General features: G+C 49.3%; 26 protein-coding genes. 19 read left to right on the top strand and 7 right to left on the bottom strand.

What is annotated here, in order from left to right; all coding sequences use genetic code 11:
- Positions 1 to 103: 103 nt before the first annotated feature.
- The 6 genes from AACZ40_RS02545 to AACZ40_RS02520 all read left to right on the top strand — a co-directional run bounded on the left by AACZ40_RS02545 (position 104) and on the right by AACZ40_RS02520 (position 5,524).
- Positions 104 to 970: a MotA/TolQ/ExbB proton channel family protein gene (locus AACZ40_RS02545; protein WP_291175775.1), complete on the top strand. Its 867-nt coding sequence runs from the start codon at positions 104 to 106 to the stop codon at positions 968 to 970.
- A gap of 72 nt (positions 971 to 1,042) precedes the next feature.
- A complete protein-coding gene (locus AACZ40_RS02540; protein WP_291175778.1) occupies positions 1,043 to 1,513 on the top strand; it encodes a biopolymer transporter ExbD in 471 nt (156 codons plus the stop codon).
- Between the two features lie 58 nt (positions 1,514 to 1,571).
- Entirely contained in the window at positions 1,572 to 2,084 is a 513-nt protein-coding gene (locus AACZ40_RS02535) for a biopolymer transporter ExbD (RefSeq protein WP_291175782.1), read from the top strand.
- A 744-nt stretch (positions 2,085 to 2,828) separates the two neighbouring features.
- Positions 2,829 to 3,842, top strand: a complete 1,014-nt coding sequence (locus tag AACZ40_RS02530) for a PIN domain-containing protein (RefSeq protein ID WP_291175785.1) — start codon at positions 2,829 to 2,831, stop codon at positions 3,840 to 3,842.
- Between the two features lie 38 nt (positions 3,843 to 3,880).
- Entirely contained in the window at positions 3,881 to 4,294 is a 414-nt protein-coding gene (locus AACZ40_RS02525; RefSeq protein ID WP_291175788.1) for an NUDIX domain-containing protein, read from the top strand.
- A 168-nt stretch (positions 4,295 to 4,462) separates the two neighbouring features.
- A complete protein-coding gene (locus tag AACZ40_RS02520) occupies positions 4,463 to 5,524 on the top strand; it encodes a GNAT family N-acetyltransferase (RefSeq protein WP_291175791.1) in 1,062 nt (353 codons plus the stop codon).
- 32 nt (positions 5,525 to 5,556) lie between these two features.
- Here AACZ40_RS02520 and AACZ40_RS02515 read toward each other — a convergent pair whose 3' ends face one another.
- Both AACZ40_RS02515 and AACZ40_RS02510 read right to left on the bottom strand, forming a co-directional pair.
- Positions 5,557 to 5,949, bottom strand: a complete 393-nt coding sequence (locus tag AACZ40_RS02515) for a PQQ-binding-like beta-propeller repeat protein (RefSeq protein WP_291175793.1) — start codon at positions 5,947 to 5,949, stop codon at positions 5,557 to 5,559.
- An 84-nt stretch (positions 5,950 to 6,033) separates the two neighbouring features.
- Positions 6,034 to 7,491 carry a tetratricopeptide repeat protein gene (locus AACZ40_RS02510; protein WP_291175796.1) on the bottom strand — a complete coding sequence of 486 codons (1,458 nt, stop codon included), beginning with the start codon at positions 7,489 to 7,491 and terminating at the stop codon, positions 6,034 to 6,036.
- Between the two features lie 207 nt (positions 7,492 to 7,698).
- Between AACZ40_RS02510 and ispG the strand changes: the two genes are divergently transcribed.
- Entirely contained in the window at positions 7,699 to 8,844 is a 1,146-nt protein-coding gene (gene ispG, locus AACZ40_RS02505) for a (E)-4-hydroxy-3-methylbut-2-enyl-diphosphate synthase (protein ID WP_291175799.1), read from the top strand.
- 68 nt (positions 8,845 to 8,912) lie between these two features.
- Positions 8,913 to 10,472, top strand: coding sequence for a glucose-6-phosphate dehydrogenase (gene zwf / locus AACZ40_RS02500; RefSeq protein ID WP_291175802.1), 1,560 nt, complete (start codon positions 8,913 to 8,915; stop codon positions 10,470 to 10,472).
- Positions 10,473 to 10,502: 30 nt separating this feature from the next.
- On the opposite strand, the gene AACZ40_RS02495 is transcribed toward zwf, so the two are convergent.
- The 3 genes from AACZ40_RS02495 to AACZ40_RS02485 form a co-directional block, all read right to left on the bottom strand.
- A complete protein-coding gene (locus AACZ40_RS02495; protein WP_291175805.1) occupies positions 10,503 to 10,913 on the bottom strand; it encodes a VanZ family protein in 411 nt (136 codons plus the stop codon).
- Positions 10,914 to 10,971: 58 nt separating this feature from the next.
- Positions 10,972 to 12,234 carry a pyridoxal phosphate-dependent aminotransferase gene (locus AACZ40_RS02490; RefSeq protein ID WP_291175808.1) on the bottom strand — a complete coding sequence of 421 codons (1,263 nt, stop codon included), beginning with the start codon at positions 12,232 to 12,234 and terminating at the stop codon, positions 10,972 to 10,974.
- A 117-nt stretch (positions 12,235 to 12,351) separates the two neighbouring features.
- The gene (locus tag AACZ40_RS02485; RefSeq protein ID WP_291175811.1) at positions 12,352 to 13,083 is read right to left on the bottom strand and encodes a hypothetical protein; all 732 of its coding nucleotides are present in this window, start codon (positions 13,081 to 13,083) and stop codon (positions 12,352 to 12,354) included.
- 111 nt (positions 13,084 to 13,194) lie between these two features.
- Between AACZ40_RS02485 and AACZ40_RS02480 the strand changes: the two genes are divergently transcribed.
- Entirely contained in the window at positions 13,195 to 13,800 is a 606-nt protein-coding gene (locus AACZ40_RS02480) for a methylated-DNA--[protein]-cysteine S-methyltransferase (RefSeq protein ID WP_291175813.1), read from the top strand.
- Between the two features lie 27 nt (positions 13,801 to 13,827).
- Here AACZ40_RS02480 and AACZ40_RS02475 read toward each other — a convergent pair whose 3' ends face one another.
- Positions 13,828 to 14,664: a hypothetical protein gene (locus AACZ40_RS02475; RefSeq protein WP_291175816.1), complete on the bottom strand. Its 837-nt coding sequence runs from the start codon at positions 14,662 to 14,664 to the stop codon at positions 13,828 to 13,830.
- A 346-nt stretch (positions 14,665 to 15,010) separates the two neighbouring features.
- On the opposite strand from AACZ40_RS02475, the gene AACZ40_RS02470 reads away from it, so the two are divergent.
- Positions 15,011 to 15,907 carry a hypothetical protein gene (locus AACZ40_RS02470; RefSeq protein ID WP_291175819.1) on the top strand — a complete coding sequence of 299 codons (897 nt, stop codon included), beginning with the start codon at positions 15,011 to 15,013 and terminating at the stop codon, positions 15,905 to 15,907.
- A 145-nt stretch (positions 15,908 to 16,052) separates the two neighbouring features.
- Here AACZ40_RS02470 and AACZ40_RS02465 read toward each other — a convergent pair whose 3' ends face one another.
- A complete protein-coding gene (locus AACZ40_RS02465) occupies positions 16,053 to 16,865 on the bottom strand; it encodes a DUF255 domain-containing protein (RefSeq protein ID WP_291175822.1) in 813 nt (270 codons plus the stop codon).
- Between the two features lie 932 nt (positions 16,866 to 17,797).
- On the opposite strand from AACZ40_RS02465, the gene AACZ40_RS02460 reads away from it, so the two are divergent.
- The 9 genes from AACZ40_RS02460 (at position 17,798) to lptE (ending at position 25,935) form a co-directional block, all read left to right on the top strand.
- Positions 17,798 to 18,331 (top strand): hypothetical protein, encoded by a 534-nt coding sequence (locus AACZ40_RS02460; RefSeq protein WP_291175825.1) that lies wholly within the window; start codon positions 17,798 to 17,800, stop codon positions 18,329 to 18,331.
- Positions 18,332 to 18,456: 125 nt separating this feature from the next.
- Positions 18,457 to 19,386 carry a DUF692 domain-containing protein gene (locus tag AACZ40_RS02455; protein ID WP_291175828.1) on the top strand — a complete coding sequence of 310 codons (930 nt, stop codon included), beginning with the start codon at positions 18,457 to 18,459 and terminating at the stop codon, positions 19,384 to 19,386.
- Positions 19,383 to 20,285, top strand: coding sequence for a DNA-binding domain-containing protein (locus AACZ40_RS02450; RefSeq protein ID WP_291175831.1), 903 nt, complete (start codon positions 19,383 to 19,385; stop codon positions 20,283 to 20,285). Before AACZ40_RS02455 ends, AACZ40_RS02450 begins: the two co-directional genes overlap by 4 nt.
- A 400-nt stretch (positions 20,286 to 20,685) precedes the next feature.
- Positions 20,686 to 21,435: a peptidoglycan recognition family protein gene (locus tag AACZ40_RS02445; RefSeq protein ID WP_291175834.1), complete on the top strand. Its 750-nt coding sequence runs from the start codon at positions 20,686 to 20,688 to the stop codon at positions 21,433 to 21,435.
- Between the two features lie 62 nt (positions 21,436 to 21,497).
- On the top strand, positions 21,498 to 22,274 hold the full coding sequence (locus AACZ40_RS02440) for a hypothetical protein (protein WP_291175837.1): 777 nt from the start codon (positions 21,498 to 21,500) through the stop codon (positions 22,272 to 22,274).
- A 213-nt stretch (positions 22,275 to 22,487) separates the two neighbouring features.
- The gene (locus AACZ40_RS02435) at positions 22,488 to 22,796 is read left to right on the top strand and encodes a hypothetical protein (RefSeq protein ID WP_291175840.1); all 309 of its coding nucleotides are present in this window, start codon (positions 22,488 to 22,490) and stop codon (positions 22,794 to 22,796) included.
- A 337-nt stretch (positions 22,797 to 23,133) separates the two neighbouring features.
- Positions 23,134 to 23,880, top strand: coding sequence for a DNA repair protein RecO (gene recO, locus AACZ40_RS02430; protein ID WP_291175843.1), 747 nt, complete (start codon positions 23,134 to 23,136; stop codon positions 23,878 to 23,880).
- A gap of 37 nt (positions 23,881 to 23,917) precedes the next feature.
- Complete coding sequence (gene bamD / locus AACZ40_RS02425; protein ID WP_291175846.1) at positions 23,918 to 25,366, top strand: outer membrane protein assembly factor BamD; 1,449 nt, start codon at positions 23,918 to 23,920, stop codon at positions 25,364 to 25,366.
- A 68-nt stretch (positions 25,367 to 25,434) separates the two neighbouring features.
- Positions 25,435 to 25,935: an LPS assembly lipoprotein LptE gene (lptE, locus tag AACZ40_RS02420; protein WP_339673090.1), complete on the top strand. Its 501-nt coding sequence runs from the start codon at positions 25,435 to 25,437 to the stop codon at positions 25,933 to 25,935.
- Positions 25,936 to 26,092 lie beyond the last annotated feature (157 nt).

The raw sequence follows: 26,092 nt of genomic DNA, 5'->3' as shown, positions 1-26,092 counted from the left end.
AACACACTTGTATTTAAGACACTTTCAGTCCCACAACAAGCTATTCACGATTAACACTCCTTTCAGTAGACCGGAGACCACAACGATGATGATGGGGAATTCCTTGGAACGGAATCAGACTTCACTGGCTGTTCGTAGCCTGAGCATATTATTACTTCTGGCTGTGATTCTGTCACCGTTCGGTCTGACAACGAACAGCTGGGCTTTTCAGGATGAAGCGGCACCGGCTGGTGATGCTCCAGCAGCAGAGAATGAAGCGGCACCGGCTGCTGAGCCAGCGGGCGAAGCACCTGCTGCCGGTGGTGGTGAAGCTGCTCCTGCTGGAAATGCGGCACCGGCTGCTGCACAGGAAAGCTTTCTGGCGTGGATGATTCGAGCTTCCGGCTTTTTCGGTCTCATCCTGTTACTGCTCTCATTTCTGATGGTAGCATTGATCATGGCAAATGTTCTTTCGATCCGTCGAGACAACCTCATGCCTCCCGATCTGATTGGTGCCTTTGAAGAAAAAATCAACAATAAAGATTACCAGGGAGCCTACGAACTGGCGAAGAGTGATGATTCGTTTGTTGCTCGTGTATTGGCTGCGGGCCTGAGTAAACTCAACCAGGGTTACTCTGAAGCAGTTGAGGGGATGCAGGAAGTTGGTGAAGACGAAAACATGGCCATGGAACACAAACTGAGTTACCTGGCTCTGATTGGTGCGATTGCTCCCATGATCGGTCTGATGGGTACCGTGTATGGTATGATTTTGAGCTTCCAGACCATCGCCAACTCAGCGACATCACCCAAGCCCTCCGAGCTGGCAGACGGTATTTCCACCGCGTTGTTTACAACACTCGAGGGTTTGACCGTGGCGATTCCTGCGATGATTTTCTACAGCCTGCTGAGAAACCGGGTGGCCCGTTTTTCACTGGAAGTCGGCATGATCAGCGAAAGCCTGATGAACCGTTTCTCCTCCAGCAGCAAATAATATCGTTATCGATCAAACAGACAGGCTGCGTGTCGCAGTCTGTCATACCCTGATTGAATAAAGAGTGATTCAATGAAAATCAAGACCAAAAAGCCAGCGGTTGCTGACGTTGATATGACGCCGATGATTGATATCGTGTTTCAGCTGATCGCGTTTTTCATGGTAATTACCAACTTCGAGCAGATTCAGGCTGATGAGCGCGTGAAGCTGCCTTCGGATTCCCTGGCAAAACCGCCGGTAGTCAAAGCCGCGGACGAACTGGTATTGAATATCGGTTTTGATCGGAACGCTGAAGGGGAGATTACGGATCCCCAAGCGTATATATTTTATAACGGTGAGCAGATTCCCGTGCTGAAATTTGGACCGAAGTTCGAACAGGAAGCGCGTATTTACAAACAGAAAAACCAGGACCCCAAGGATGTGCCTGTGATTCTGAGAGCCGATGCACTGGTTAAAACAGGTCTGGTTCAGGATCTGATAAAGCTGGCACAGGAAAACGGCTTTACCAAGTTTGCCTTCAAAGCAACTCAAAAAATTGAATGACGACTCTTAGAAAACTACTGTTGGCTAAACAGTTTTTAATTTGTCAGGATCAATTCCTATGAAGTTACGCAGTTCAGGTCGAGAAGCAGAAAAGATCGAGCCACAGATGGCACCGATGATCGATGTGGTATTCCAGCTTCTGATCTTCTTTATGTTGACATTGAATATCGTGGAGCCGGAAGGTGATTTTAATGTCAACATGCCTATTACTGACAGCACGGAAGCTTCCGACGAACCTGTGCTTAAGACGGATATAAAAGTCAGGCTGGTTGCAAATGAAGATGGTTCTCTCAATACGATTCGTGTGGGACAGCTCAATCTGGGTAATGGTCCCAATGTATTTGCCGGCCTGAATCATGAGATCCTGAAAATTATCGGTAGACCAGGGAGCCCCATTACCAAAGATATGGAGGTCGAGCTGGAATCCGATTACAACCTGCATTATGAATATACCCTGAAAGCCGTGAGTGCCTGTACCGGACGCCTGGATCCCTCCGGGAAACACATCATCCGTTACATAGAGAAAATCAAGTTTGCACCACCGGTGGGTGGTCCGAATGCGGGCAGTTAACCCTCTCGGGAAAATCAAGAATTCGCGCAGCTCACGGATACATCTGTCTGTGGGCTGTTTTCATTGTATAGTACCAGTGGAAATAAAATCAGATCTCTTGAGATGCTGCCTGCAGAATGTTTGCAAAATTCATGTGAGAATCAATGGTTCTGATTTCCTTTTCAGTAGCAACCGCAAATTTGATTGGCTATAGTGTACGATTATCCTTTGCCTGAAACGGGTATCAAGGTTTTTAATAACAGCTTTGTATTTCACGGTTTAACAGATCGGAAAACGACAGCTGATGTCTGTTGTGTGTTTGGGAGATCACACAATGATTTTGTTATCTCGCACTCTGTGAAGGGAAAGAGGAGTTAAAGTCGGTCGATAAGAAGAAGTTTCAGTGAAGGAGCAGACGAGGTCCTGAATTGAAATCTGACTGACTGTCACAAATCAAAACATAAACAGAGGGGATCAGGTGCGGTCTGGAGATAAACAACTCCGGATCAGGACTGTTCACAAGGCGGGAAGTAGAGCGGGAATTGCCCGGTCTGCTGTCTGCCTGTTAGAGCAAAAATCAAAATCATTCCCAAACTCTCTGGATGTCTGAGACTTATTTCCGGAGAACAGGGATATTACTGAATCGGATTCAAGCGATTGAAATCGGCCTGAATCACCTGTTTTTTACAATGAGTTTCGGCATGCGAGAATCGATGGGAACAAGTAACTGAAATCTTGCCTTAGACTTAAAGTGACTCATTTGTAATGTTGTTAATCAGTATTCGAGTGCTCTACGCATTTGTATGTGCAGGGGCCATCGCCACCTTTGTCAGTTCCAACCCGCCCAGCCCCGTTGATCAGTATCCACTGATTGCCTTTGTACTGCTGATGATTCTGACACAGGCTGTAACCTGTCTGGATCTGCTTATCAGCCGTAAACGGATCGAAGTGATGTCGGCCATTTACTTTGGTCTGCTGGTGGGAGTGTTGTTGAGTTACCTGCTGATCCAGGCGTTAAACCCGGTGATATCCAAAACACCGTGGGGTGAGGGAGTGGTTATGATCACGACCCTGACGCTGCCCTATCTGTGTATCTCTTTTCTATTGCAGACCAAAGATGATTTTCGGTTTATTGTCCCTTACGTTGAGTTCTCGCGAGAACTGAAGGGGGGACGTCCCCTGGTACTGGACAGCAGTGCCTTGATTGATGGACGGATTGCAGATGTCGTCGAGACGAAAATTCTGGATTCCGAAATGGTCGTTCCCGACTTTATACTGAAAGAAGTTCAGGATATTGCCGACAGCAGTGATAAAGTTCGCCGCGTCAGAGGTCGTCGCGGGCTGGACATTCTCTCGGCTCTGCAGAATAACCCGAACGTCGATATTTCCATGTACGAAGCCAAGGAAACCGACAAGGAAAAAGGGCTGACCGTCGATCAGAGACTGGTGGTTGCTGCGAAAAAACTGGGTGGTAAGGTTGTCACCAACGACTTCAATCTGAATAAGGTTGCCAGCGTACAGGGGGTCGATGTGATCAACCTGAATGATGTTGCCAACTCATTGAAACCACGTTATCTGCCAGGCGAACATATCCAGCTGAAGATCATCAAAGAAGGAGAATCACAGGCTCAGGGTGTCGGATATCTGGATGATGGTACAATGGTGGTATGTGAACAGGCCAATCACCTTGTAGGACGTGATGTGGATGCTGTCGTTACCAGTGTTCTACAGAGTAGTGCAGGTCGTATGATTTTCGGTCGCGTCACTGACAATCGCTGAGACAGGCACAGCTCTTCCGGCGGAAACGGAGCGCTATCATGAGTAACCGGAAAATAAGTCATATTGGAGTTGCCGTTGTGGAATATCAGCGGCGATTCCTCGTGGGAATTCGCAATGGAGATTCGCCTCTGGCAGGCTATCATGAATTTCCAGGGGGGAAGTGCCACACCGGAGAACCCTCGTCAGCCTGTGCCGCCAGAGAATGCAGGGAAGAAACCGGTCTGGAAGTCATACCTGTCCATGAACTGCTGTCGGTTCAACACAGTTACGACCATGCAGAACTGGATCTGGATTTCTGGCTCTGTCGGCCCGCCGATGCCTCTGATGAATTATTCCAGCAGACTCTGCATGGCTTTCACTGGATCCCGGCTGCTGAACTGCCTGATTTGAGTTTCCCGGCGGCAAATTCTGAGATCGTCGAGTTGCTGGTGAAAGAGTTTGCTTCCGAATAAACCTGCAGCTGAATAGACTGCATCCTGATCTGGTTTCATTGACCGGAAGAAGGCGAACAGAGAACGCCCGCTTTGATTTGACTTTTATCCTGTGTGACCTAGGTTTAATCAACATATCGCGCGATTGTTTTCACATCTCATCAGAATGCATTGACAGGTTTCCAGGGCATGGGCTATTCAATCACTCAGGCGACCCCGAGTGACGATCAGGAAGAACTGATTTCCCTGATTAATCGGAATTTTAAGAAAACCAGCTCTCAATGGTTTAACTGGTCTCACCATCAAAACCCTTTCGGTGAGAACTACTGCTGGCTCGCGCATGAAGAATCAGCCGGAAAGCTGATCGGTTCAACGGGTTTATTAACCCGTCGCATGTGTTATGGTGGGAAACCGTTTGCCGTCGGTCAGGCCGAGTCGATTAATATCGATGAAGAGCATCGCTCTGCTCAGGCGGCTTTGAAGTTGCAAAGAGCATTGATCGCGCACCTGCCTCATACCAACTTCAATTTTGTGTACGGCATGACTGATACCGCGACCGCCGTATTCAAGCGTTGTCGCTATCAACAGGTGGGTACATTCCAGCACTGGGTGAAACCGATTCGGACGGAATACAAATTCAAAGACCGAATTTCATCGCCGCTGATCAGAAAAGGAGTTGCCAGTCTGGCAGATCTGGGCTTACGACTTTATTCGCAGGAGACGCGGACGTTTTTGCCACATCAGAATAAAATTAATTTTGATGCCCCGATTGATGAACGCTTTGAAGCCCTGTTTCGAGAGCATTCCGCAGGACTGGTCATGGTTGAGCGGACGCGTGAGTTTCTGGAATGGCGATTTCGCCAGGAACCCACTACACGGTTTCAGATCATGACTCTGGAAGACCGCAACCAGAGGCTGCTGGGGTACATGGTATTTGTACTGGGAGAGACGGGGCGCAGTGGTGATTATGCAGCGGGCATTCAGGATTTTTTCTATCGAGATCTGAAATCATTTCGGCTGATGCTGACAGCTTTCAGCGGTTATTGTCGACAGATTGGTATGGAGACGATCGTGATCAATTACTTTGGTCGCGAAGAAGTTTCGAAACTGCTGGCCCGTTTCGGATTTTTCCAGAGGCACTCACAGACGAACGTGTTTGTGTATGCGAATCCTGCCTGCCCGGATTTCTCACTCGAACCACTTCTCAACCCGAATCGCTGGCACCTGACGAACGCGGAACTGCTTTCCTGAACGCGATGTCTTTCAGGAGCGACTTACTTCTGTTACTGCGCGCCACGCTGCTGCTGCTGTTCCCGGGCGATCAGTTCTGCTGCCGCCGCGGATCCTGTATTAAAATTTGCGGTAGCGAGGCTGGGAATACCATAACCGTGCCCTTTCAGTGGATTGAACCAGATTTCACGTCCAGAGAAGGGATCCAGGCAGTAGGTATAACCGTCGATTGAAACAAAGAGCTGGTCTTCGTCAATGAGCATCGCGAGAAATTTGGAACGACCTTTGGGTGATTTCCATGACCAGAGCAGCTTACCGGTATCACGGTGCAGAGCGACGACCCGTGAATTGAAACTGACTAATAACAGGTCGTTGATATCCAGTCCGTTTGCCGGTTGGGAAGGATGAGCTGCATACTCATTGTCATCCAGAAATCCGCCACTCATGAAGACCTGCCTGAATGAATTGAACTGTCTGAAAAAAATGCGATCTGAGGAGAATCCAGTTTAGAACAGATCTGGATCTGACTCTTATTGAATGGGCCGAATCACAGGTTTGCCGGCTGTTTTTTCTTTGTCCAGTTTTCCAGGGCCAAGGGAAGGGTCGATGGCAACAGCGCGTTCGTAATCTTCCGCTGCTTTTTCGTACTCGCCACGTTCTTTATGTGATTTAGAACGCATCAGGTATGCTTTGGCGACGATTTCATCGATCCGCTTGGCGCGTTCGAAGTCACGCAACGCGTGTTCCACATCTCCGCGCTTCATGAATGCATCCCCGCGAACAGAATAGGCTTCCGGCTGAGGCTGAATTTTGATGGCCCGGGAACATTCCTGGATACAGCGATCCAGCTTATTTTCTTCAAGATAAAGGGCACCGCGAATATAATAACCGCGGCCCGTGTCCTGTGTGAGTTCGACGATTTTTGCATAATCCTTCATTGCCTGCTCACGCATCTCTGATGCCAGGTAAAACTGTGCACGCTCCAGGATCAGCTCTGTATCTTCGGGGGACTTGGCCATCCGCTCGTTCAGTCCCGCCAGCTTCTGCAGCCAGACAATTTTTTCTTCATCTGCTTTCTGTTTCTCAGGCTGTTCTGACTCCTGATAGACCGCCATTCGCTGTCGGTAAAATTTCAGACTGTTCGGGCTGAGTTCGATGGCTTTGGTAAAATCAGCAATCGCCTTGTCATACTCTTTGCGTTTCTTCCAGACCAGTCCCCGGTTATCGTAAGCGTTGAGATATTTGGGGTTTTGCTCCAGAACTTTATTCAGAACTTCTAATGCTTTGTCAGTTTCATTCAGATTCATCAATGCGAATCCGAGATTATTCATTGCATCAATGCTGTCTGATTTGATTTCCAGAACCCGTTCGAAATCTGCGCGGGCCTCCTTAAGCTTTCCCGTGGTGGCAAACAGGAGTCCCCGATTATTCAAGGCCTGATGGCTGTCTGGTTTAATTTCAATGGCTTTAGTAAAATCTTTAACTGCGAGTTCGGCACCCCCCCGCGTCATGAAGAACAGCGCGCGTGTATAATAATATTGTGCGTTTTGGGGGTTCATCTCAATAGCTTTAGTCAAATCGACGATGGCGCTGGCGTCCTGCTTTAAATCGGCCCAGGCGCTGCCTCGATGAAAATAGAACCGTGAGACCTGGGGATTCAATTTGATCGCCATGGTCAGTTCCTGAATCGATTCTGCCAGCTTCCCCTGTTTCTGGAATTCCATTCCGCGCAGGTAGAATTCTTCGGCTTTCTGCAGGGCTGCCGCATCGACGTTAGCCTGTGTATTGGGGGATGCGTTTGGTTGCGGTTTCTGTCCTGACGCAGAATCTGATTTCGCAGGATCTGGAGTGCCAGCCGCCGCTGTCTGGGTTGTGTTATTAGTGGTGTTCTCTGGCTTAACTGCTTGCTGTGCAGAAGGATGTGACTCAGAACCACATCCGCTGAACAACGATAAACCGACTAGCATCCCTGCAATTTGACGATTCATTTTTAATATCACCTACTTTGTATATCCGCACTTTTTGCATAAAATGCAATTAATTGACCGAAGGCTTGTAAAACGACAACGAAAATCTGTCAATCCCAATTGATTTTTCGCATTTTTCATCAATGGACGTTGAGGCCGCGATCTTTTACAATCCGGGAGCCCGCTCACGGGCCGATAAGCGGCATTATCTTATAAGGAATAAACAACTTGCAATTACCTCGTAATCCAACCAGAGAAGTGAGAATTGGTACAGTCACGATCGGAAACGCGCATCCGATCGCCGTCCAAAGCATGACTGCGACCAAGACCAGCAACATCGACGCGACGGTTGCCCAGATTCACTCGCTCGAACAGGCGGGGGCAGATATCGTGAGAATTGCAGTCGATAATAAGCGGGAAGCAGCCGCTTTAATCGAAATTCGCAAACAGACCACGGTTCCATTGACCGTGGACCTGCAGGAAAATTATCGCCTGGCGGAAGTGATCGCACCGTATGTCAATAAGCTGCGGTACAACCCGGGGCACCTGTATCATCATGAGCCCGAAAAAGCCTGGCAGGAAAAAGTCCGTTTCATTGCCGAAGTCGCGAAAGACAATGATTGTGCGATGCGGGTGGGCGTGAACTGCGGATCCGTCGATCCGGCCAAACTGGAAAAATATGATCCCCATGATTCCATTTCACCGATGCTGGAAAGCGCGCTGGATCATTGTGAATTTCTGGAATCGATTGATTTCACGCGGTTCTGTGTTTCACTGAAAGATTCTGATCCTGCGAAAGTGATTGAAGTCAATACCCGGTTTGCCGCCAAACGGCCCGATATCCCACTGCATCTGGGAGTTACGGAAGCGGGCTTGCCTCCCGACGGAGTCATTAAAACCCGGATCGCATTTGAGCAACTGGTCAGCAAAGGCATTGGTGATACAATCCGCGTTTCTCTGACGGTACCCAATGACCGCAAAGGAGAAGAGATTGAAGCCGGGCATTCCATTCTGAATGATATCGCTGCAGGCCGGGTTCGCTCCGTCGTCGATTTCGACCAGAAGGGATTGAATATCATCAGCTGTCCCAGTTGTTCCCGCGTCGAAAATGAAGTTTTTGTCGATCTGGCTGCAGACGTTAAACAGATGACCGCTTATGCCAGAGACCATAAAATCACGATTGCCGTAATGGGTTGCCGCGTCAATGGTCCCGGCGAAACGGACGACGCGGATCTGGGACTCTGGTGCGGGCCGAATTATGTGAATCTGAAAAAGGGGAGCAAAGAACTGGGTCGCTTTTCTTATGATGATATACTGCCTCGCCTGAAAGGCGAACTGGACGCGCTGATTGAACAGCAGTCTGCACAGATTTAGTCTTTCGCCTGTAGTGCGCTCTTCTTATTCCTCAACTCATTTCTCGAAAAAACACGGATGTAAGTCTCATGGCCAATTCAAGCCCCTCAGTCGACCTGACTACTGCCACCATCCTGATTTTTGGTGCGTCAGGTGACCTGACAGCGCGTAAGCTGATACCCGCGTTATACGATCTCTGGAGTGAAGGCTTTCTGTCTGAAGAGCTGCCGATTATCGGGCTGGCCCGTCGTTCTAAAACAGACGAGCAGTTTCGCGCTGAGCAGCGTGAGTCTGTTTCGCAGTTTACCCGTACAGGAACGGTGACCGATGAGAAATGGACGACTTTTTCCAGGCGGCTCTTTTATCGCGAAGTCGATATCACCGATGAAAGCGACCACGTTTCTCTGAAATCCACAATCGAAGATGTGGAACGTGAAGCAGTGGGAGATGTGATTTCAAAACGCGTGGCTTACCTGGCGACAGCGCCTTCGCTTTTTTACCCTGCGGTACAGGCACTCTCTCGAGCAGAGATGATTCCCCGCAATTCCGATGATCAATGGTTACGGGTTGTCATTGAAAAGCCGTTTGGACACGATTTAGAGTCGGCACAAAAACTGAGTCAGGAATTAAGTGAGCTCTTATCCGAAGATCAGATCTATCGTATCGATCATTATCTTGGAAAAGAGACTGTCCAGAATATTCTGTTGTTCCGACTGAGTAATTCGATCTTTGAGCCTCTCCTGAATCGCAACCATGTTGATCACGTGCAGATCACTGTCGCGGAATCACAGGGGATCGAGCACGGGCGTGGCGGTTATTATGACCGTTCCGGAGCCTTGCGGGATGTCCTGCAGAATCATGTTCTGCAGTTGCTGTGTCTGATCGCCATGGAGCCACCGGCGTTATTCAGCGGGGAAGAAATCCGTGACGAAAAACTGAAAGTATTGAAAACCCTGTCTCCGGGCTCAAAAGGCCCCATATCGGAATGGGCGGTCGCCGGTCAATATACCGCGGGGCAGTCGCAGGATCAGGCGGTTCCCGGTTATCGGGAAGAAGAACGCGTGCCTGCCGACTCTCATCGAGAAACTTTTGTCGCGATGGAAGTCCTGGTGGAAAACTGGCGCTGGGAGGGAGTCCCCTTTTATCTGCGCACGGGAAAACGTCTGCCGGAGCGTGTGAGCGAGATTGCGATTCAGTTCAAACATCCTCCCATGAATCTGTTTACGACAGTGGAATGTGACGGCGATATCTGCTCGATGGTGGAACGCAAGCCGAACGAGCTGATCTTCCGGATTCAGCCTAAAGAGTCGATCTCCATGAAATTTTCGACAAAGCGCCCCGGCATGCAGTATCAGATTCAGCCGGTCACGATGGACTTCGCGTTTGAAGACGCGTATCACACGAGTCTGCCTGAAGCTTATGAGCGGCTGCTGATGGATGTTCTGCGCGGGGATTCGACTCTGTTTACCCGCAGTGATGAACTGGAAGCCGCCTGGAAGTTTGTGACGCCCATACTGGAACAATGGGAGCGTCCCGAGCATACGCCCGAACCTTATTACGCTGGAACCTGGGGCCCCGCTGGCGCATTGACGCTGCTGGAAAAATCAAAGCGACGCTGGCGCACTCCTTCTACCCGTAAGAAGCTGTAACCGGATTTACGAGCCAGCCGTACCGGGTACTTAATCCCGTGGGTCGGATTTCTGCTGGAAGTGGCTGCTGATGCGATGCAGTGGCTTACTGACGATCAGAAACAGGGTCATTCCCAACAGGGCACCTGTCGTGTCAGCGATCCAGTCTTTAATGCTTGGTTCACGCTGTAATACGGGGATGCCCTGCAGCAGTTCGTCCAGCGCACCGAACAGACTGACTCCGACCAGTATCAGAATCAGGCGTTTGAGTGTCAGACTGTCCCATTTGAGCGACAGCCACCATGTCAGGAGAAATGCGAGCCCGGCATAAGCAATGAAATGCAGAGGCACATCGGTTCCCTGGGGGATGGTTCCTTTTTTAAGTGGAATATGAGTCGCGGTAAACAGGATTACCCAGTATAGAATCAGTCCGCTGCGTATCACGAATTGATAACGGTTCATAACATTCCTGAAAACAACGGGGCTGACTTTCGGTAGAGCCGAGCGTCGCGGTGGCGATTTATACCGGGTAGGGAGCTTTCAACCGGGCAGCCGGATGTGACTCCAGATAGCTGGCGATACGTTCGGTTCGAGAGAGTGCTTCGGGAATGAAATCAATCGCCTGTTCCAGGCGATCATTCGGCTCGGCACAGCTGAACCGTAAAAATCCATGTCCGGCTTCTCCAAAACATTCACCCCCCAGGCAGGCAATTCCGAAGTCATCGTCGGCGCCCTCCAGCAGGTACAACGCCAGCCCATGACTGGTAATTCCCAGTTGATTACAGACCGGAGCAACGTTGACGAAAACATAAAATGTGGCGTGCGGATCCAGCGCATGGAAATGTTCGATCTCGTTCAGCTTATTGGTCAGCAGTACTACTTTCTCGCGGAATTTCAACATGACTTCGTCACGCTCAATGGAATCGCAGTTCAGGGCAGCAGCACCTGCCAGCTGGACAATCGGGGGTGTGCAGGAAAGCGTGGTATTCACCATTTTTCCAATCGAAGTCGCGACCGCTTCTGAAGCCACACAGAAACCCAGACGCCAGCCACTCATGCTGTAGGATTTACTGAATGTGTAAGCGGAAACACATTGATCCAGCATACCTGGTTGTGCAAGGATGGAGTGATGCTTGCCCTGCCAGACCATGTGGCAGTAAGGTTCGTCGCTGAATACGGCAATATTCCTGCCGCGAATCAGATCAGCGATGGCTTTCAGGTCCGATTCCTCAATGACGCCACCAGTAGGATTATGAGGCGAGTTCAGGAAGATGGCTTTGGGGGCAGGATCTTCTTCCAGAAACTTTTTGATGTCGGCGATGTCAGGTCGGAATTCATTGGACTGTTTGAGATCAGACAATACCATCCGGGCGCCGCGGCGTTCAATGTTGGGCAGATAGGTGGGAAAATACGGGCTGAACACCAGCACGCCATCACCGGGGTTTAAAAATGCCTCACAAAAGAACTGCTCGAATACTTTGGCACCAGGTCCGACGACGATGTTTTCCGGCTTTGCGTTGACATTGAATTCCCGGGAGACAAATTCTGCGGCAGCTTTGCGGAACTCAGGGATTCCCGGCGAAGCACAATAGTGTGACTGATTGTTCTGGATAGCTTCAATACCGGTGGCTTTGGCAGAAGCGGTACTGTCAAACGGGCTGTCGCCGACTTCGAGTTCGACGACATCTTTACCTTCTGCTTTAAGCTGTTTGGCAACGGCCAGTACGCTGAATGCGGTTTCCACGGTAAGAGACTGAGCGAAATCACTTAATGTTAGCGCCACGAGGGTATCCCCTTTGAGTTTGATGTTATTCCAGAAGCATTCTCTTTATAAACTGTTACTCTATAACGGGAAACCGGTTTTTGAAACTGGACCAGCCCCGAATCTGTAAAACTCGGTTTATTTCGTTGAAATGGCCTGGGCCAGAGGACGCAGTACCTGATCGATGACATAGTCCTTCAGTAACTGGTCCGACCTGGTTTTCAGATCCAGCATCGTGTCTTCCAACCTCGTGTCTGCAGACTGACTTCCGTACTGCCGCAGCGTAAAGAAGACGGAAATCTGTTCGTCGGGATACTCCTCCCGTTTAACCTGATAGGCGTTGGTTCGGGTTTCAATCAGCAGTCGTGCCTGGCAGCGACAGGAATCTTCTAGGCTGAGTGTAATTGAAGGCTCGTAGTTCAAAGCCTGTGAACCGGGAATCTGCAGCAGGCTGTCGACGGCATGGTTGGCACCGAGTACTTCAGCGACCAGGGCATCATGATTACCCCGATAAGTAAAATCAAAACCGACGATATAATCCAGGGCTTCACAATCCAGCGGACTGACAGACAGCATATAAGGAACCAGTTCCAGCATCAGCCGGTTCTGTTCCAGGCAGTCTTCGGGATCCTTCGGATTTAAATAGCCACTACAGATTCGCTGAGACTCCAGAGACATCCAGCGCTGCTGCCCGACTTCTTCTTTATCTTCTTCCAGGATGAAACCATTTTCACCGCGATTATAGAAATTCCGCATGCTGGGAAATGATTTCTGGACCCGTTCAAAAAAATTCAAAACGGTATCCCGCGAGGAAGGGAGTGTCATTTCCGTGCACAGGTTCAAGTTGATGAAATAATCATCAGACAGCATGCTGTATGGATGCATATTTGCTCGATCATCATATAATTGGGACTGACGACTCCGGCCAGAAGTTGTCAGCCGAGGCTCATTCGTGGAACTTATTCTATCGGAGAAATTAAGATGGGTCAAAGAACTGTTTATGTAAAGCGTGTAGTTCCTGAAACAGAACATTTAACCACTTCTGCTGCTGAATCAGACTCATACTGGTCGCTGTTTCAGACGGAAATCGGCTGGTGTGGTCTGCAGGGGAGGGAAGAGACTGTAGAACGGTTCCTGATGGGCTTGCCTGCCAGAAATGATCTGCTGCGTGTAATCAGGGCGGAGACTCATCGGGATGGACAGTCTTCTGCGAAATCAGTCCTTGAATCGAACTGGTATCCGAAATTGCAGGAACGGCTGCAGGATTATTTTCAGGGGGCTCATGTGGAATTTCAGGACGTGAAACTGAAATTAACGAAGATGACTCCATTTCAGTCGCGTGTCGTCCAAGCTTTACAGCAGATTGGATATGGCAGGCAGATTACTTACGGTGAACTCGCGGAGAGAGCCAGTTCACCGCGTGCTGCACGTGCGGTGGGGACCGTGATGTCTTCAAATCGGATTCCAATTCTGATTCCCTGTCACCGTGTGATTGCATCCGGGGGGAAGCTGGGTGGCTTTTCCGCGCCACAGGGAACATCGCTTAAAGAACACCTGTTGTTGCTGGAATCCCGGGCGGAATTCTGATCAGGTTTTGAGAGGTGAGGTGATGGCTTAGGCCGATTTGCGTGACGCCGTTTCTGCTGCAGCACGTTTCACAGCAGTGGAAGCACGTCGTTTCCGCTGCATTGTCTGCTGTTGTTCGAGCATGGCCTGTTCAAACAGAAAGATGCGTTTGCCCAGACGATCAATCCGGCGGCTGACAGAACTGGTGGTCTGTTCCATGCCTGCCGAGACGAGTGTGATCACACCCAGGAACAGCAACATCTGACCTGCCGTACTGATAAGCCAGCCTGTTGATGCATAGTTTGCAGGGCCACCATAATAGCCCCATAAGACAAGCGTGGTACCAATTGTCAAAACGGCAACGCCACCATAGGCCATCAACTGTCCCACCAGTCCCAGCCAGTTGGGTTTCTGATCATCTTCTTCAATCAGGTCTTGAATATCGCGGTACTCAGAATGCAGTCGAGGCAGGATCTCTTCTTCATAATCTTCTACCTGATCCGTCTCGTAAAAAGCATCCGCGTCAGTCTGGTCGAGAACAGTCTCCGAATTCATATGTGATTCATTTGTCTGAAAAGCAGGAGCGGGTTCCGGTTCTGCTTTTCTCACCGGTTGTGAACCTGTCTCTGCCCGTGGTGGTTCAGGTTGTTCAAACAGTGATGCGGAACTATGAGCGCGCGACTCGGATCGCGTCAGGGGACCGTATGGATCCAGGATTTCGCGATTCGACCAGCGGGCCAGCAGTTCACGGGCCTCTTTGGTTTTGTCACTGATACGCGCAGCCGATGTTGTGCCCAGATCACTTCCACACGTCGCGCATTGCACGCGTTTGGAATCTGGCGAAACTTCGGCAGCCACATCGGACTGGCAACTTGTGCACCACATAAGGCACCTGGTTTGTTATAACTGAAGAATTAGAGAGGACTTGAGAAATGTCTGTGAATATCTTTGTTTGGGAGAGAGGCTTTGATTATCAACACTTGAGCATTTCATGCAATACCGTTTTCTCACTGGTCATGCAGTGAGCAGACTGTTGGCTTCAGTTCTAAAAAAATTCATGACTGTGAAATACAGCACAGATCACACCCGCAACGACCGCAATACTGAGACTGTTCTGGTTCATCAACTATGAATCAGTGTGTCAGGGATTCTGTTCGAGGTTGACCATTATGATTACCAGCAGTGCGGCTTCCCTTCATAGCAAACAGAGTGAACGTTTCAGGAGATGCAGATGAATTTGTTTCGGTTTGGAATGACAGCAGCAGTATTGGTATCTGTAGTCTGTCTCAATGATGCTGCGAATGCGACAGAAAACAGTCAGAAAAAACAGGCTCCCGTTGCCCTGGAGGGGAACTGTGCTGTCTGCCTGGTGAACGGTAAGAAAGTGGTGGCCGGAAAGCCTGAGTTTGCTGAGATCTATGATGGCCAGACTTATCTGTTTCCCTCAGAGGAAGTGAAACAGAAGTTTAAAGCAGCACCGGTACAATATGTTCCTGCTTTAAAAGGAGATTGCACCGTCTGCTTTGCTCATCATGATGGCCTGCGGAAGCCGGGTAAGATTGATCATATCAGTTTTTACGAGGGACGCGTATTTCTGTTTCCGAATGAAAGTATTAAAGCGGTTTTTGATAAATCACCTGCAGAATACGCTGACGTTGATCTGGCCTGCGATGGGAAATGTATTGTCTGTAAAGTCGATGGCGGGAAAGACGTGCCTGGGAAACCGGAGTTTACGTCGATCTACCAGGGGCTGCGATATCAGTTCCCCAGCCAGGCTGTGATGCAGAAGTTCCAGAAAGATCCTGCGAAATATGTCGCTGGCTTAAATAAAAAACAGGCAGCCGCCAGTGATTCGCCTGCTGCCTCTGAACTGGTTTCCATTAGAGGGACCACCGGTTGTGCTGCCTGTGAATTCGGGGTGCATCCCAGGCAGAATCCGGATGAATTAGGCCTGGCGGTCAAAAGTGACGACGGAAAAATTTATGTGATTGAAGGCGCACATGCCTCACATCCTGAATTATATAAAGGGCGTTTTCAGAGCCTGGCAGTCAATGTAAAAGGTAAACAGATTGCTCAGAAAGGCAAGTTTATCTGGCTGGAACCTCAATCGATCGAAACTGTTAAATAACCTTCAATCTAAACGATCAATAAAAAAAACAGCCTGTCACCACAGTCGGCGACAGGCTGTTGAATGAATTTGCAATTGCACCTGACAGCGATTTTGTTTCTCTCCCTTCCAACCGGAGTTGAGGATGACTGTCAGGTGTTTTTCTTTACTTACTGATCAGGTAATAACCCGGATTTGAAGTAAACTTGTCCCGTTCTGCTTCTGAGGTGAAAAATACGAGTCGCTCGCGATACACGCCTCCGGCATAGGGATCTCCCTCTACAGACTGATTGCGTTCCAGCTGTGAGACGCGGCATTTTCCTTCAAAAGCGGGCCAGTAGTTTTCAGGGGCTGCATCAAATTTCTGCTTGTGTTCAATCGACGCGAAACAGACCGTCTGGCTTTTGTATTCTGTTGTATATCGGACATCGCCTTCGACCAGTTCCTGATCATCCAGCATGCTTACCAGGCAGATCTTTTTGAAGGCAAACTCAGGTGCGACCTGCTTCTGACTCATTTTCTGGATGGGTTGCTGTTTAAGGGGAGGCGCTGCCTGCTCATGATTCACCAGGCAGATTTTACTGAGATGCCCCTGCATTTCGGGAGCTGCCACGTAACCGGAAATCTTTTTTACAATTTTCAGTTGGGGAGTAATGATCACAGTGGTGGGCAGTCCGGCAACGCCAATCGCTTCTACCAGCTCCGAGTTTTCGTCTGCATCCACGCGAATGGGAACAAAACAGGAGTTGATATGCTTGATGACTTTTGCGTCTTTATAAGTTTCACGATCCATTTTGTGACAGAATCCACACCAGGACGCACCAATTTGAATCAACATTGCTTTGTCCTCAGAACGAGCCTGAGTTGCTGCCTGTTTTAAATCAGTTTGCCATTTGATCTCTTCGGCGTATGTGGATTCCCCAAAGAAGGGAAGGCTTAATAAACTCAGCGAAAAAATGATAAAATGCCCGGTACGCATAATGGTTCCTTATGATAAATATCCAGAGGTCCTACACGCTTTACATATCGGTAATATTTGATGGTCTGTTCAGTTTGCAGGATTATTCTGGTTCAGATTTTTGTAATTGATATGAGGTTTATGTCGGTTACTGATCAGTATACGGTTACGGGTGTTTCGCAAGCTGTCTAAGTTCTCTGCATTGACAGAGCAGGGGTGAGGTAAATCCTGCAGTGCTCTGACTTAATCTTCAGCCGGAAGAAAACGGGATATTCCGTAGTTGTCCGGTAACTTGAGTGTAATTAGTTGATTTGTTTGGATCTTGTACAGATAAACGGGAATGAATCAGAGAACGGACTGACTTCAGAAGCAACGGCAGATCCGATCGAGAATGACTTCAGGTAAGTGTTATGACTGGAAGGGTTTATCAGAATGTAAAACGTCCAGAAAGATTGTTTCACTCGGGGCTTATACTTTATACGTCAATTATTCCGTTTTGATGGGATTCTATTACAGTTTTTCTCTCCCTGATCCAGGACTGATCCATTCGAAATCAATGACATTTCACTGGCTTCTTTTCACAGGGATCTCGCAACCTTCGATATTAACGCGGTGTTTCAAGCAAGGTCTCATTTCAGATCTGATAAGACAGCAGTTTGCCTGAAATGAGTATCGAACGTTTTCAAAATTGAATATGTGAGTTTGATTACATCAGCGGGAACGGCGCTGGTTAAAGATAGTCAACATTGAAGAAATGCAACTGAAATCAAGTCAAAAGTTGAGACGCAGGTTGATTAAAAAGAAGTTCAAAAAATGATTGAAAAACTATATCCTCAGTTTAATTCCCAGTTGAAATGTGAGATAACTCACAGAACGGGTGCTGCTTGCTGTTTAGTCTGAATTCTCAGTTAGATCTCACATCTTTTTGCCGTATAGAAACTTCGAGGTAATCCATGAAACGTCCGGAAATGAATCGACGCGATTTTAATCGACTGACCTTTGCTGCTTTTGGAGGAGTGGTTGCAGGTTCCATGGCAGGTTGTCAGCCTGCATCTCAACCTGCACCTGCAACACCTGATGCTGATGCAGAAGCCGGAAGTACAACTGCTGATGCGCATGACAATCATGACCATGCTGCTGAAGGGGGAGCCGAAACAGGTGATAAAGATGTCAGCCTGCTGATGAAAGAACCTCATGTCTGCCGCGGTTTGAATACCTGCAAAGGCAAACACGCCGGGATTGAAAATGAATGTGCCGGCCTGGGAGCATGTGCTTCCGTTGCCGAACACAGCTGTTCTGGTGAAAACGAGTGTAAAGGGCAGGGCGGCTGTGGCAGCAACCCCGGCATGAATTCGTGTAAAGGTAAAGGAGGCTGTCATATTCCTCTGATGCCTGATGCCTGGAAGCTTGCACGAGCTGAATTCGAAAAAGCCATGGAAAAAGCGGGTAAGAAAGTCGGTCCTGCACCAGAACCCAAAAAAAATTAAGAGTCAGTTGAAAGACAGGGAAGTCGGGCTCCTTTTCAAACAGTTTGTGAAGGAGCCCGCTTTATATCAGAACCTGAATGCAACACTCCTCAGAGTTTTAACTCAAGGAACGAAAGTAAAGACGCATGCGGAAACCACGTCTGGGACATGAGAATCTGGGGCTGGGAGTCGGTCTGCGGACGGTACACTTCTCCCATATCCTGGAACACCGGCCGGAAGTAGACTGGTTTGAGATCATTTCTGAAAACTTTATGGATTCAAACGGTCGCCCACGTGCTGTTCTGGAACAAATTGCGGAACACTATCCGATCGTCATGCATGGCGTTTCGCTGTCGATAGGCAGTACCGACCCGCTGAACCGTGACTATCTGGAAAAACTGAAAGGACTGGCGGAAAGGATTCACGCACGCTGGATTTCCGACCATGTCTGCTGGACCGGTGTCGCCGGCCGCAATTCACATGATCTGCTCCCCATTCCTTACAACGAAGAGACACTTTCCCATCTGGTGGAACGGATTCGAATCGTACAGGACATTCTCGAACGACCACTGGTCCTGGAGAACCCCAGCAGTTATCTCGAATTTCAGGATTCCACAATGAGCGAGTCAGAATTCGTCTGTCGCATGGCGGAAGAAGCGGACTGCGGTTTGCTGCTGGATGTGAATAATGTCTATGTCTCCAGTGTAAATCATGAATTTGATCCGGTCGCTTATGTAGAAGCAATTCCTGCAGAGCGGGTGGTGCAGTGTCATCTTGCCGGGCACACCAACTGCGGAACTCATCTGATTGATACTCATGACGGGCATGTGGTCGACCCGGTCTGGAATCTGTTTCGCTTACTTCATCAGCGTACCGGAGGAGTCTCAACGTTGTTGGAATGGGACGCGGAGATTCCTCCGTTTCCCGTTGTGCATCAGGAAGTATTAAAGGCCCGTCAGTACATGGATGAAAATCTTCCCGCGGCGCAAAATATGAAAACAGAGATAGAGCCTGTCCACATCGATTCGCAGGCGATTCCTCATCCAGCATCATTTATTGTGGCGGAAGTGGAATGAGCCAGCAGAAACGCAAACTGGAACAGCTGCAGCGCTGGATGCAGACCGTGATCAGCGCGCCGGGGGGAATCACAGCGGGCATCGCTTCGGAAGAAGCACAACGCGAGATACCGCTGCTAGACCACCAGTTGGAGTCGGTAATTACCAGATCCAGTCAGCAGACGAGCCAGGAACGCATTGGTATTTATGCCAATGCCTACTATGCGCGGCTGCTCGAATGTCTCAGTGAGGAATATGCGGCCCTGGTGACCGCGATGGGCACCGCCGCCTTTGGTGCATTCAGTTTGCAGTATCTGCAGAAGTATCCTCCTGCCAGTTATACACTCGGAGAGTTGGGAGCACGCTTCCCCCGCTTCCTGCAGGAGAGTCGACCTGAACCCGAGTCGCAGGCAGAAGCAGCCGACTGGACTGATTTTCTGATCGAACTGGCGACGCTGGAGCGGGTTTACAGCGAAGTCTTTGATGGTCCCGGAATCGAAAAGCAGGAACTGCTGACAGCGGAGAATCTGAAGGCAGTGACTCCGGAAGAATGGCCCGATCTGACTTTGAAGATGGCTCCCTGCTTTCGTTTACTGCAGTTTCAGTTTCCCGTTCACGAATATATCACCAGTACAAAACGGGGTGAGACCCCAGCGATCCCGGACCCGCACATCACATATCTGGCCATCACGCGTCGGCAATATATCGTGCGTCGCGCAGCCATCTCTGAAGCGGAGTTTTTTCTGCTTTCCTGCCTGCATCAGGGAATGCGAGTGGGTGAGGCGATCAATGAATTCGCAGCAGCAGGGCTCATGGAAGCAGATCAGCTGGCGGAACAGCTGCATGTATGGTTTAAGCACTGGACCGAGTCGGCTTATTTTACAGATGTCAATCGCAGAGATGATTCAAAAGTAGTGTAACCCCTTTTTTAACAGTTGTTTATGGTGATTGTGTCCTCTGTTCGATGCCACATGTTTGCGGTTGCCTGCGAGGCCAGATTGAGTCTTTCATCTCGGATCTTGATTTTTTGCTCGAAATCGTGTCTGTTGCGCAAAATGGATAAAACAGGTCAGACGGGTTGAAGATGCGTCCCGGATTTGGGTGATATAAGGAGTTTTTTCCAATTTCTGTGTGATTGGATTCAAGTTTTTCTATTGCGGTTTGTGCACCGCTCAAAGCACCAGCACTCCCCGCATTGACACAAAAAGGGCTCGGAATTACAGTCCCGACTTAAAGTAATCACCGTCTGGATCCAAATCATTCCGTTTCCTTTTTTCAAATGAGTTGATCTGCAGATTCGCTGTCAGGGAGGGCAGCAATATGAAGGGCATCATAATGTGTTGCGTCGCGATGTTGCCGGCCTTTGAAATCTCAGGATGCACTCAGCGGAACTCCTTACCTCCTGTGGCGATCAATTCACCAACGCCGGCTCCCCAATACTCACCTCAGGTTGCCAAACCCGTGCCTGGTGCGCCTTTATTTACGACACCACCTACGATCGCGGTGGAACCACTGGCGATTGAGCCGCAGAACCCCTGGAAACCAGAGGCGGAAGTCCGCGACTGGGAATACATTGTGATTCACCATACTGCCTCAACGACAGGCAGCGTGGAAAGTATTCATGAACTGCACAGTAAGAAAAAAGATAAATCAGGGAACACCTGGCTGGGCATTGGTTATCACTTTGTAATTGGTAACGGAAACGGTATGCCCGACGGTTCGATCGAGTCCACGTTCCGCTGGCGCGAGCAGATGCATGGTGCCCACGCCGGCGATAACAAGTATAACCAGCATGGAATTGGCATCTGTCTGGTTGGTAACTTCGAAAATGAGCCACCCTCCGATGCGCAGCTGGCTGCGGTCAAAAAACTGGTGGGTGTTCTCAAAGCAGAATACAATATTTCCAGTGATCATGTACAGGGGCACCGCGATGTCAAAGCGACTGCCTGCCCCGGTAAATACTTCCCGATGAGCGAAGTGGCTTCGTCCATTGATCTTCCCGTGTATGGTGCAACCAGCCCTGCCGGGACGAACCCTGCCTCCAAAATGGAACTGGCCGCTCAGAAATAAATTCGTAACTTCCCCCACATTTAAGACTACCCCCTGATTTACTCTTCGAAAGCAGATTGACAATGGATTTTACGCAGCGTCTTAAATGGATTGAACAGGCATTGAATGCAGAACAAACGGATCATCTGCAATCATCGGCAGAGAATCGGATCCTGGGATTACAGGGCAGTACGGCATCGCCGATCCAACTGCCTCTCAAACATATTTCCCTGTTTCGCCCCGAGCATTATGAGCCGGGTTATGCTTATCCACTGGTGATCTGGCTGCACTCTGACGGGGGATCAGAGCATGACCTGCATCAAATCATGCCTCAAATCAGCCTGCGAAATTACCTGGGGCTCTCCTTCCGTGCACCTGCCATTGATCCCGCAGCGCCAGACAACGGCTACCACTGGCCCGACAGTCATCTGTTTGCCGCCCAGTTCATGGAAAACATTCAGAAAACAGTCGTCGAACTCCGTAAAGCTCTGAATATTCATGAAGATCGAATCTATCTGGCGGCGACTGGCAGCGGTTGTTCGATGGCCACGAAACTGTTGTTGAAAGCGCCTCATTTTTTTGCCGGTGCTGCTCTGCTTAACGGGAATTTCAGTGATAAGGATTTTCAAAAAACAGCCGGTGCCAGCCTGAAGAAAAACCGGGTCCTGCTCGACCGTCGCTCTACCGCTCAATCTGACAGCAAGCACTCAGCACAGTGGTTGGGCCGGATGTGGGAAACGACAGGGGCGGATATTCAAACGGTCAATTCTTTGAAAACAGAAACGACTCAGGAGTCAGAACTGTTCAGCCTGCTGGATCGCTGGATCATGGAAGGTATTTCGACAGCCTGGCTCGTGTGAGACCGGGCAAGCGACCAGTCGAGGTTTGATACGTGTGATCAGTTTGAATTACGCTGATTAATCCGTTTGTGCAGAAGTTTCCTGTTGTGACGCCGTTCTCCAGGCCGATGAATATTGTGGAGTCCTGATAATTCAGGAATTCCTCTGCTGATTTTCAAGGACAGTCCAGGCTGGACTGATCGCTTTATTCTACCGACTGGCAAGGAGAGAACTATGATGGTGCGGCGTCTCATGCTCGCAGGGTTGTTCCTGTTTGTGGTTGGGTTGGCCACGTCTACCTTTTCGCCTTCGGATGCTTTGGCGGCTGGTCGTGGACAACCTACTGACTGGAATCGTTTTTATCACTACCCCTATGTGTATTATCCCCAGAACTTCCAGAGACCACAGGGTAGCTACGATAACCTCTACTATCGGTATCCGGAAAACATGCGGATTCCTGTCTACAACAAAAGCTGGCATAATTTTTATCCCAGTGAGCGTCCTTACCATTCAGGAAATCATTTCCATCTGGACGTCTTCTAAGAATCACCGGCAGACGTTTCCATACTCTGCCTGACATACAGGATCTCGCATAGGATCCTGACGGGCCTCCTGAAAGTGTACACGCTTTAAAGTTAAAAGTGTGTCTCCAATTGAGCGCTGGTTGCCTTCGCGCAACAATTCAGCCTGCGAACGTGTTCGCAGGCTATTTTTATTTCCCCTCTGCCTGTCTGAAATACTCCTGATTCTCCTTTTCAGAACGCTACGTCACTTCCTAAAATCCAATCTTCCCGTTCACCCTACGTCAGCCAGGTTTCTGATTCCCTTACCGGGACAGGACAATCCGGTTGAACTCACAGAGCGTATTCTGGCTTGATCCATGTCGAATGAAAAAACCGAAGGTATCGTGATCCGTCTGGCTGATTTCAGCGAATCCAGCAAAGTGATCACCTGGTTTACCCGGGATTTTGGGAAGACTGCAGCATTGGCAAAAGGTGCGAAAAGGCTGAAAAGCTCGTTTGAGGCTGCTATTGACTTGTTAGCCACATGTCGGATAGTCTTCATCCGAAAATCTTCCGGCGGGCTCGATCTGTTGACCGAAGCTCAGCTGGTAAATCGTTTTCGCCCTTATCCTGGAAGTCTATCCAACCTGTATGTGGGCTACTACATTGCCGAATTACTGGATGCCCTGACTGAGGAATATGATCCTCATCCAGAGCTGTATGATGCGGCCTGTGAAGTTTTGCACCACCTGCAGGAACACGATGATTTTCAGAAATCGTTGATAAAATTTGAGTTAAGCATTTTAGAAGAAATTGGTCAGCTACCTCAGTTCGAATACTGTGCAGGATGCAGTCGAGAACTCGGGCCGTCGGAATCGTATCTGTATGATGCCGGTAATGGCGGGCTGTACTGTCAGGACTGTGAACAACAGCGGCATGGTAACGTACGTGTTTCCCGTGGCGCAATTGCGATCCTGCAGAAGCTGTCTGACGAGAATACATTACTTTCCCAGCGATTAAACTTGTCCCTTCAGCAACAACGAGAAATTCGACAGCTACTGTCTACAACCATGTCTCATATCCTGGGCCGCCGCCCCAAAATGGCGCCCTACCTTCAACTATAATCACATCATTTCCCCCAGGTGGAAGTCAGGGATGACCATGTCCACTTCATACTTAAAATATCAAAATTCCAGCCAGCCTCGATTCCTGTTGCTCAGTTCTGCACTGATGATCTGTGGTCTGGTTTCGGGGTGCGCCATGTTTGGCGATCGTGAATCCGGTTTTTCCGCGATGAAACCTCCCTGGTCTAAGAAGAGCGCGACGGATGATCCCTCCATCGAGGGTGTGCGTGGCCCGATGCAGCGGATCATGCAGACCGCAATGTGGGAAAAAAAGAAAGAAGCCAACTTCATCGAACCTTCCGTCGGTGCTGCCGAATATCAGAAGGCCAACGAAACATTCAAAGCACAGGATTTTAAAGCAGCGGAAAAGGAATTCAAGTCGATCGTAAAGCGGTTTAAAAACGATCCGATCAAAGAAGACGCCCAGTTCATGGTGGCGGAATCGCAATTTGCTCAAAAGAAATACTCCTGGGCACAAGACAGCTATGACCAGTTGTTGATTGATTTCCCTTCGACGCGGCATCTGGATCAGACAACCAAAAGAATGTTTACCATAGCCCGTTACTGGCTGCAGGAGCCAAGTATTGTCAAAGGCGGTGACATTCAGCAGGTCAATCTGGAAGAACCCGGCTCTGAAACACCGGAGATTCCCACTGACGGAAAAGATCGAAAAACACGCTGGGCTTTAATCCCGAATCTGTTTGATCGCAGCCGCCCCGTCTTCGATACCGAAAACAGGGCACTGGAAGCGCTCAAATCGATCTGGCTCCACGATCCGACCGGCCCCCTGGCTGATGATTCTTTAATGCTGACCGCCAGTCACTATCTGAAAAAAGGCCGCTACATGGATGCCGACCGGACTTTCAGCCTGCTGCGGGAAGAATATCCGAAAAGCCCGCATCTCAAAGATGCCTTCATGCTGGGAACACATGTGAAACTCATGTCCTACCAGGGGCCCGCCTATGATGCCACCGTGCTGAAAGATGCAGGAGAACTGAAAGAGACAACACTCAGACTGTTTCCCGAAGCGCAACAGGCCCGGTTGAAAGAAGAGTTGAAAAAAATCGAACATGCCAAAGCAAAGCGTGAGTGGGAAACCGTGCAATACTGGATGCGTCGCAGTAAACCCAAGTCTGCCGCCGTTTATTGTAACCTGCTGATTGAACATTATCCGACTTCTCCGTTTGCCAATCAGGCGCGTGAACTGCTGGCAGAACTGGGGGCAGAGAATACCAGCCATCTCTGGGCGAATTATGCGACACCCAAAAAGCAGGTCGCCGAACAGCCTGAGCCAGCAAAATCATTTCTGCCGGGTCTGCCTGGGTTTGGAAAATCTGAACCGGCTCCTGTAAATCCCCCCGCGAACGCAGCCGAGGCACCCCGTGAACTGGAAGCACCGGCACGACTGCAACTGGAAGGTTTTGGAGAACCGATCAGAAAAATTCCTCTGGAAGAAGAGGCAGAGCCAGCGCGCGTCAAATTGTAACAGCTGTGCCTGCAGGTCCGATTCTCAGTGATCTGTTGAATAAATTTATGGAACGTTTCCTGGTTAAAATGTTATTACTGTTACTGTTGTCTTGTGATATGACAGGCTGCGGGTACACCGTTGGCAATTCCTATCAGACAGACGTGCAGACCGTTTATGTACCCATCTTTGAAAATAAGACGTTTCGTCGCGGTTATGAATATCAGCTGACCGAAGCGGTCCAGCGAAAAATTCAGTCACGCACCCCCTTTCGCCTGGCCAAAGGAATCGAGGCTGATACACGTTTAACCGGAACGATCAGACAAATTGATAAAAGCGTGTTAGCAACAACCCAGGATAATGACCCACGAAACCTGAACCTGAGGTTTGTGGTTGATGTGACCTGGGAAGATACGCGAACAGGGAGGATTCTGTCACAACAGGAAGTGCCTATTTCTGCGGATGTCGTGCAGCTGGTTTCACAGGCTTCTTTTGCACCGGAAGTCGGGCAATCACTGGCGACAGCCACTCAGACAGCCACGGACAGTCTGGCGAACCAGATTGTGCAATTAATGGAATCCCCCTGGTAAATAAGATCACGAAATCTGGATAGTCACGATTTTGGAAACCTGTTAAAATTCGAGTACTTGTCACCGTAAACCATTTCTCTCGTCAATCAGCTGAAATTCACTCCCCGCCTCACTCGATGAACCTGTCTTCTTCAATAGCACGGATTGCATTATCATA

The sequence above is a fragment of the uncultured Gimesia sp. genome (assembly GCF_963972345.1).
Classification (GTDB): Bacteria; Planctomycetota; Planctomycetia; order Planctomycetales; family Planctomycetaceae; genus Gimesia.
The sequence above is the reverse complement of the archived record's forward strand: the minus strand, read 5'-3'. Positions and strand labels throughout refer to the sequence as shown.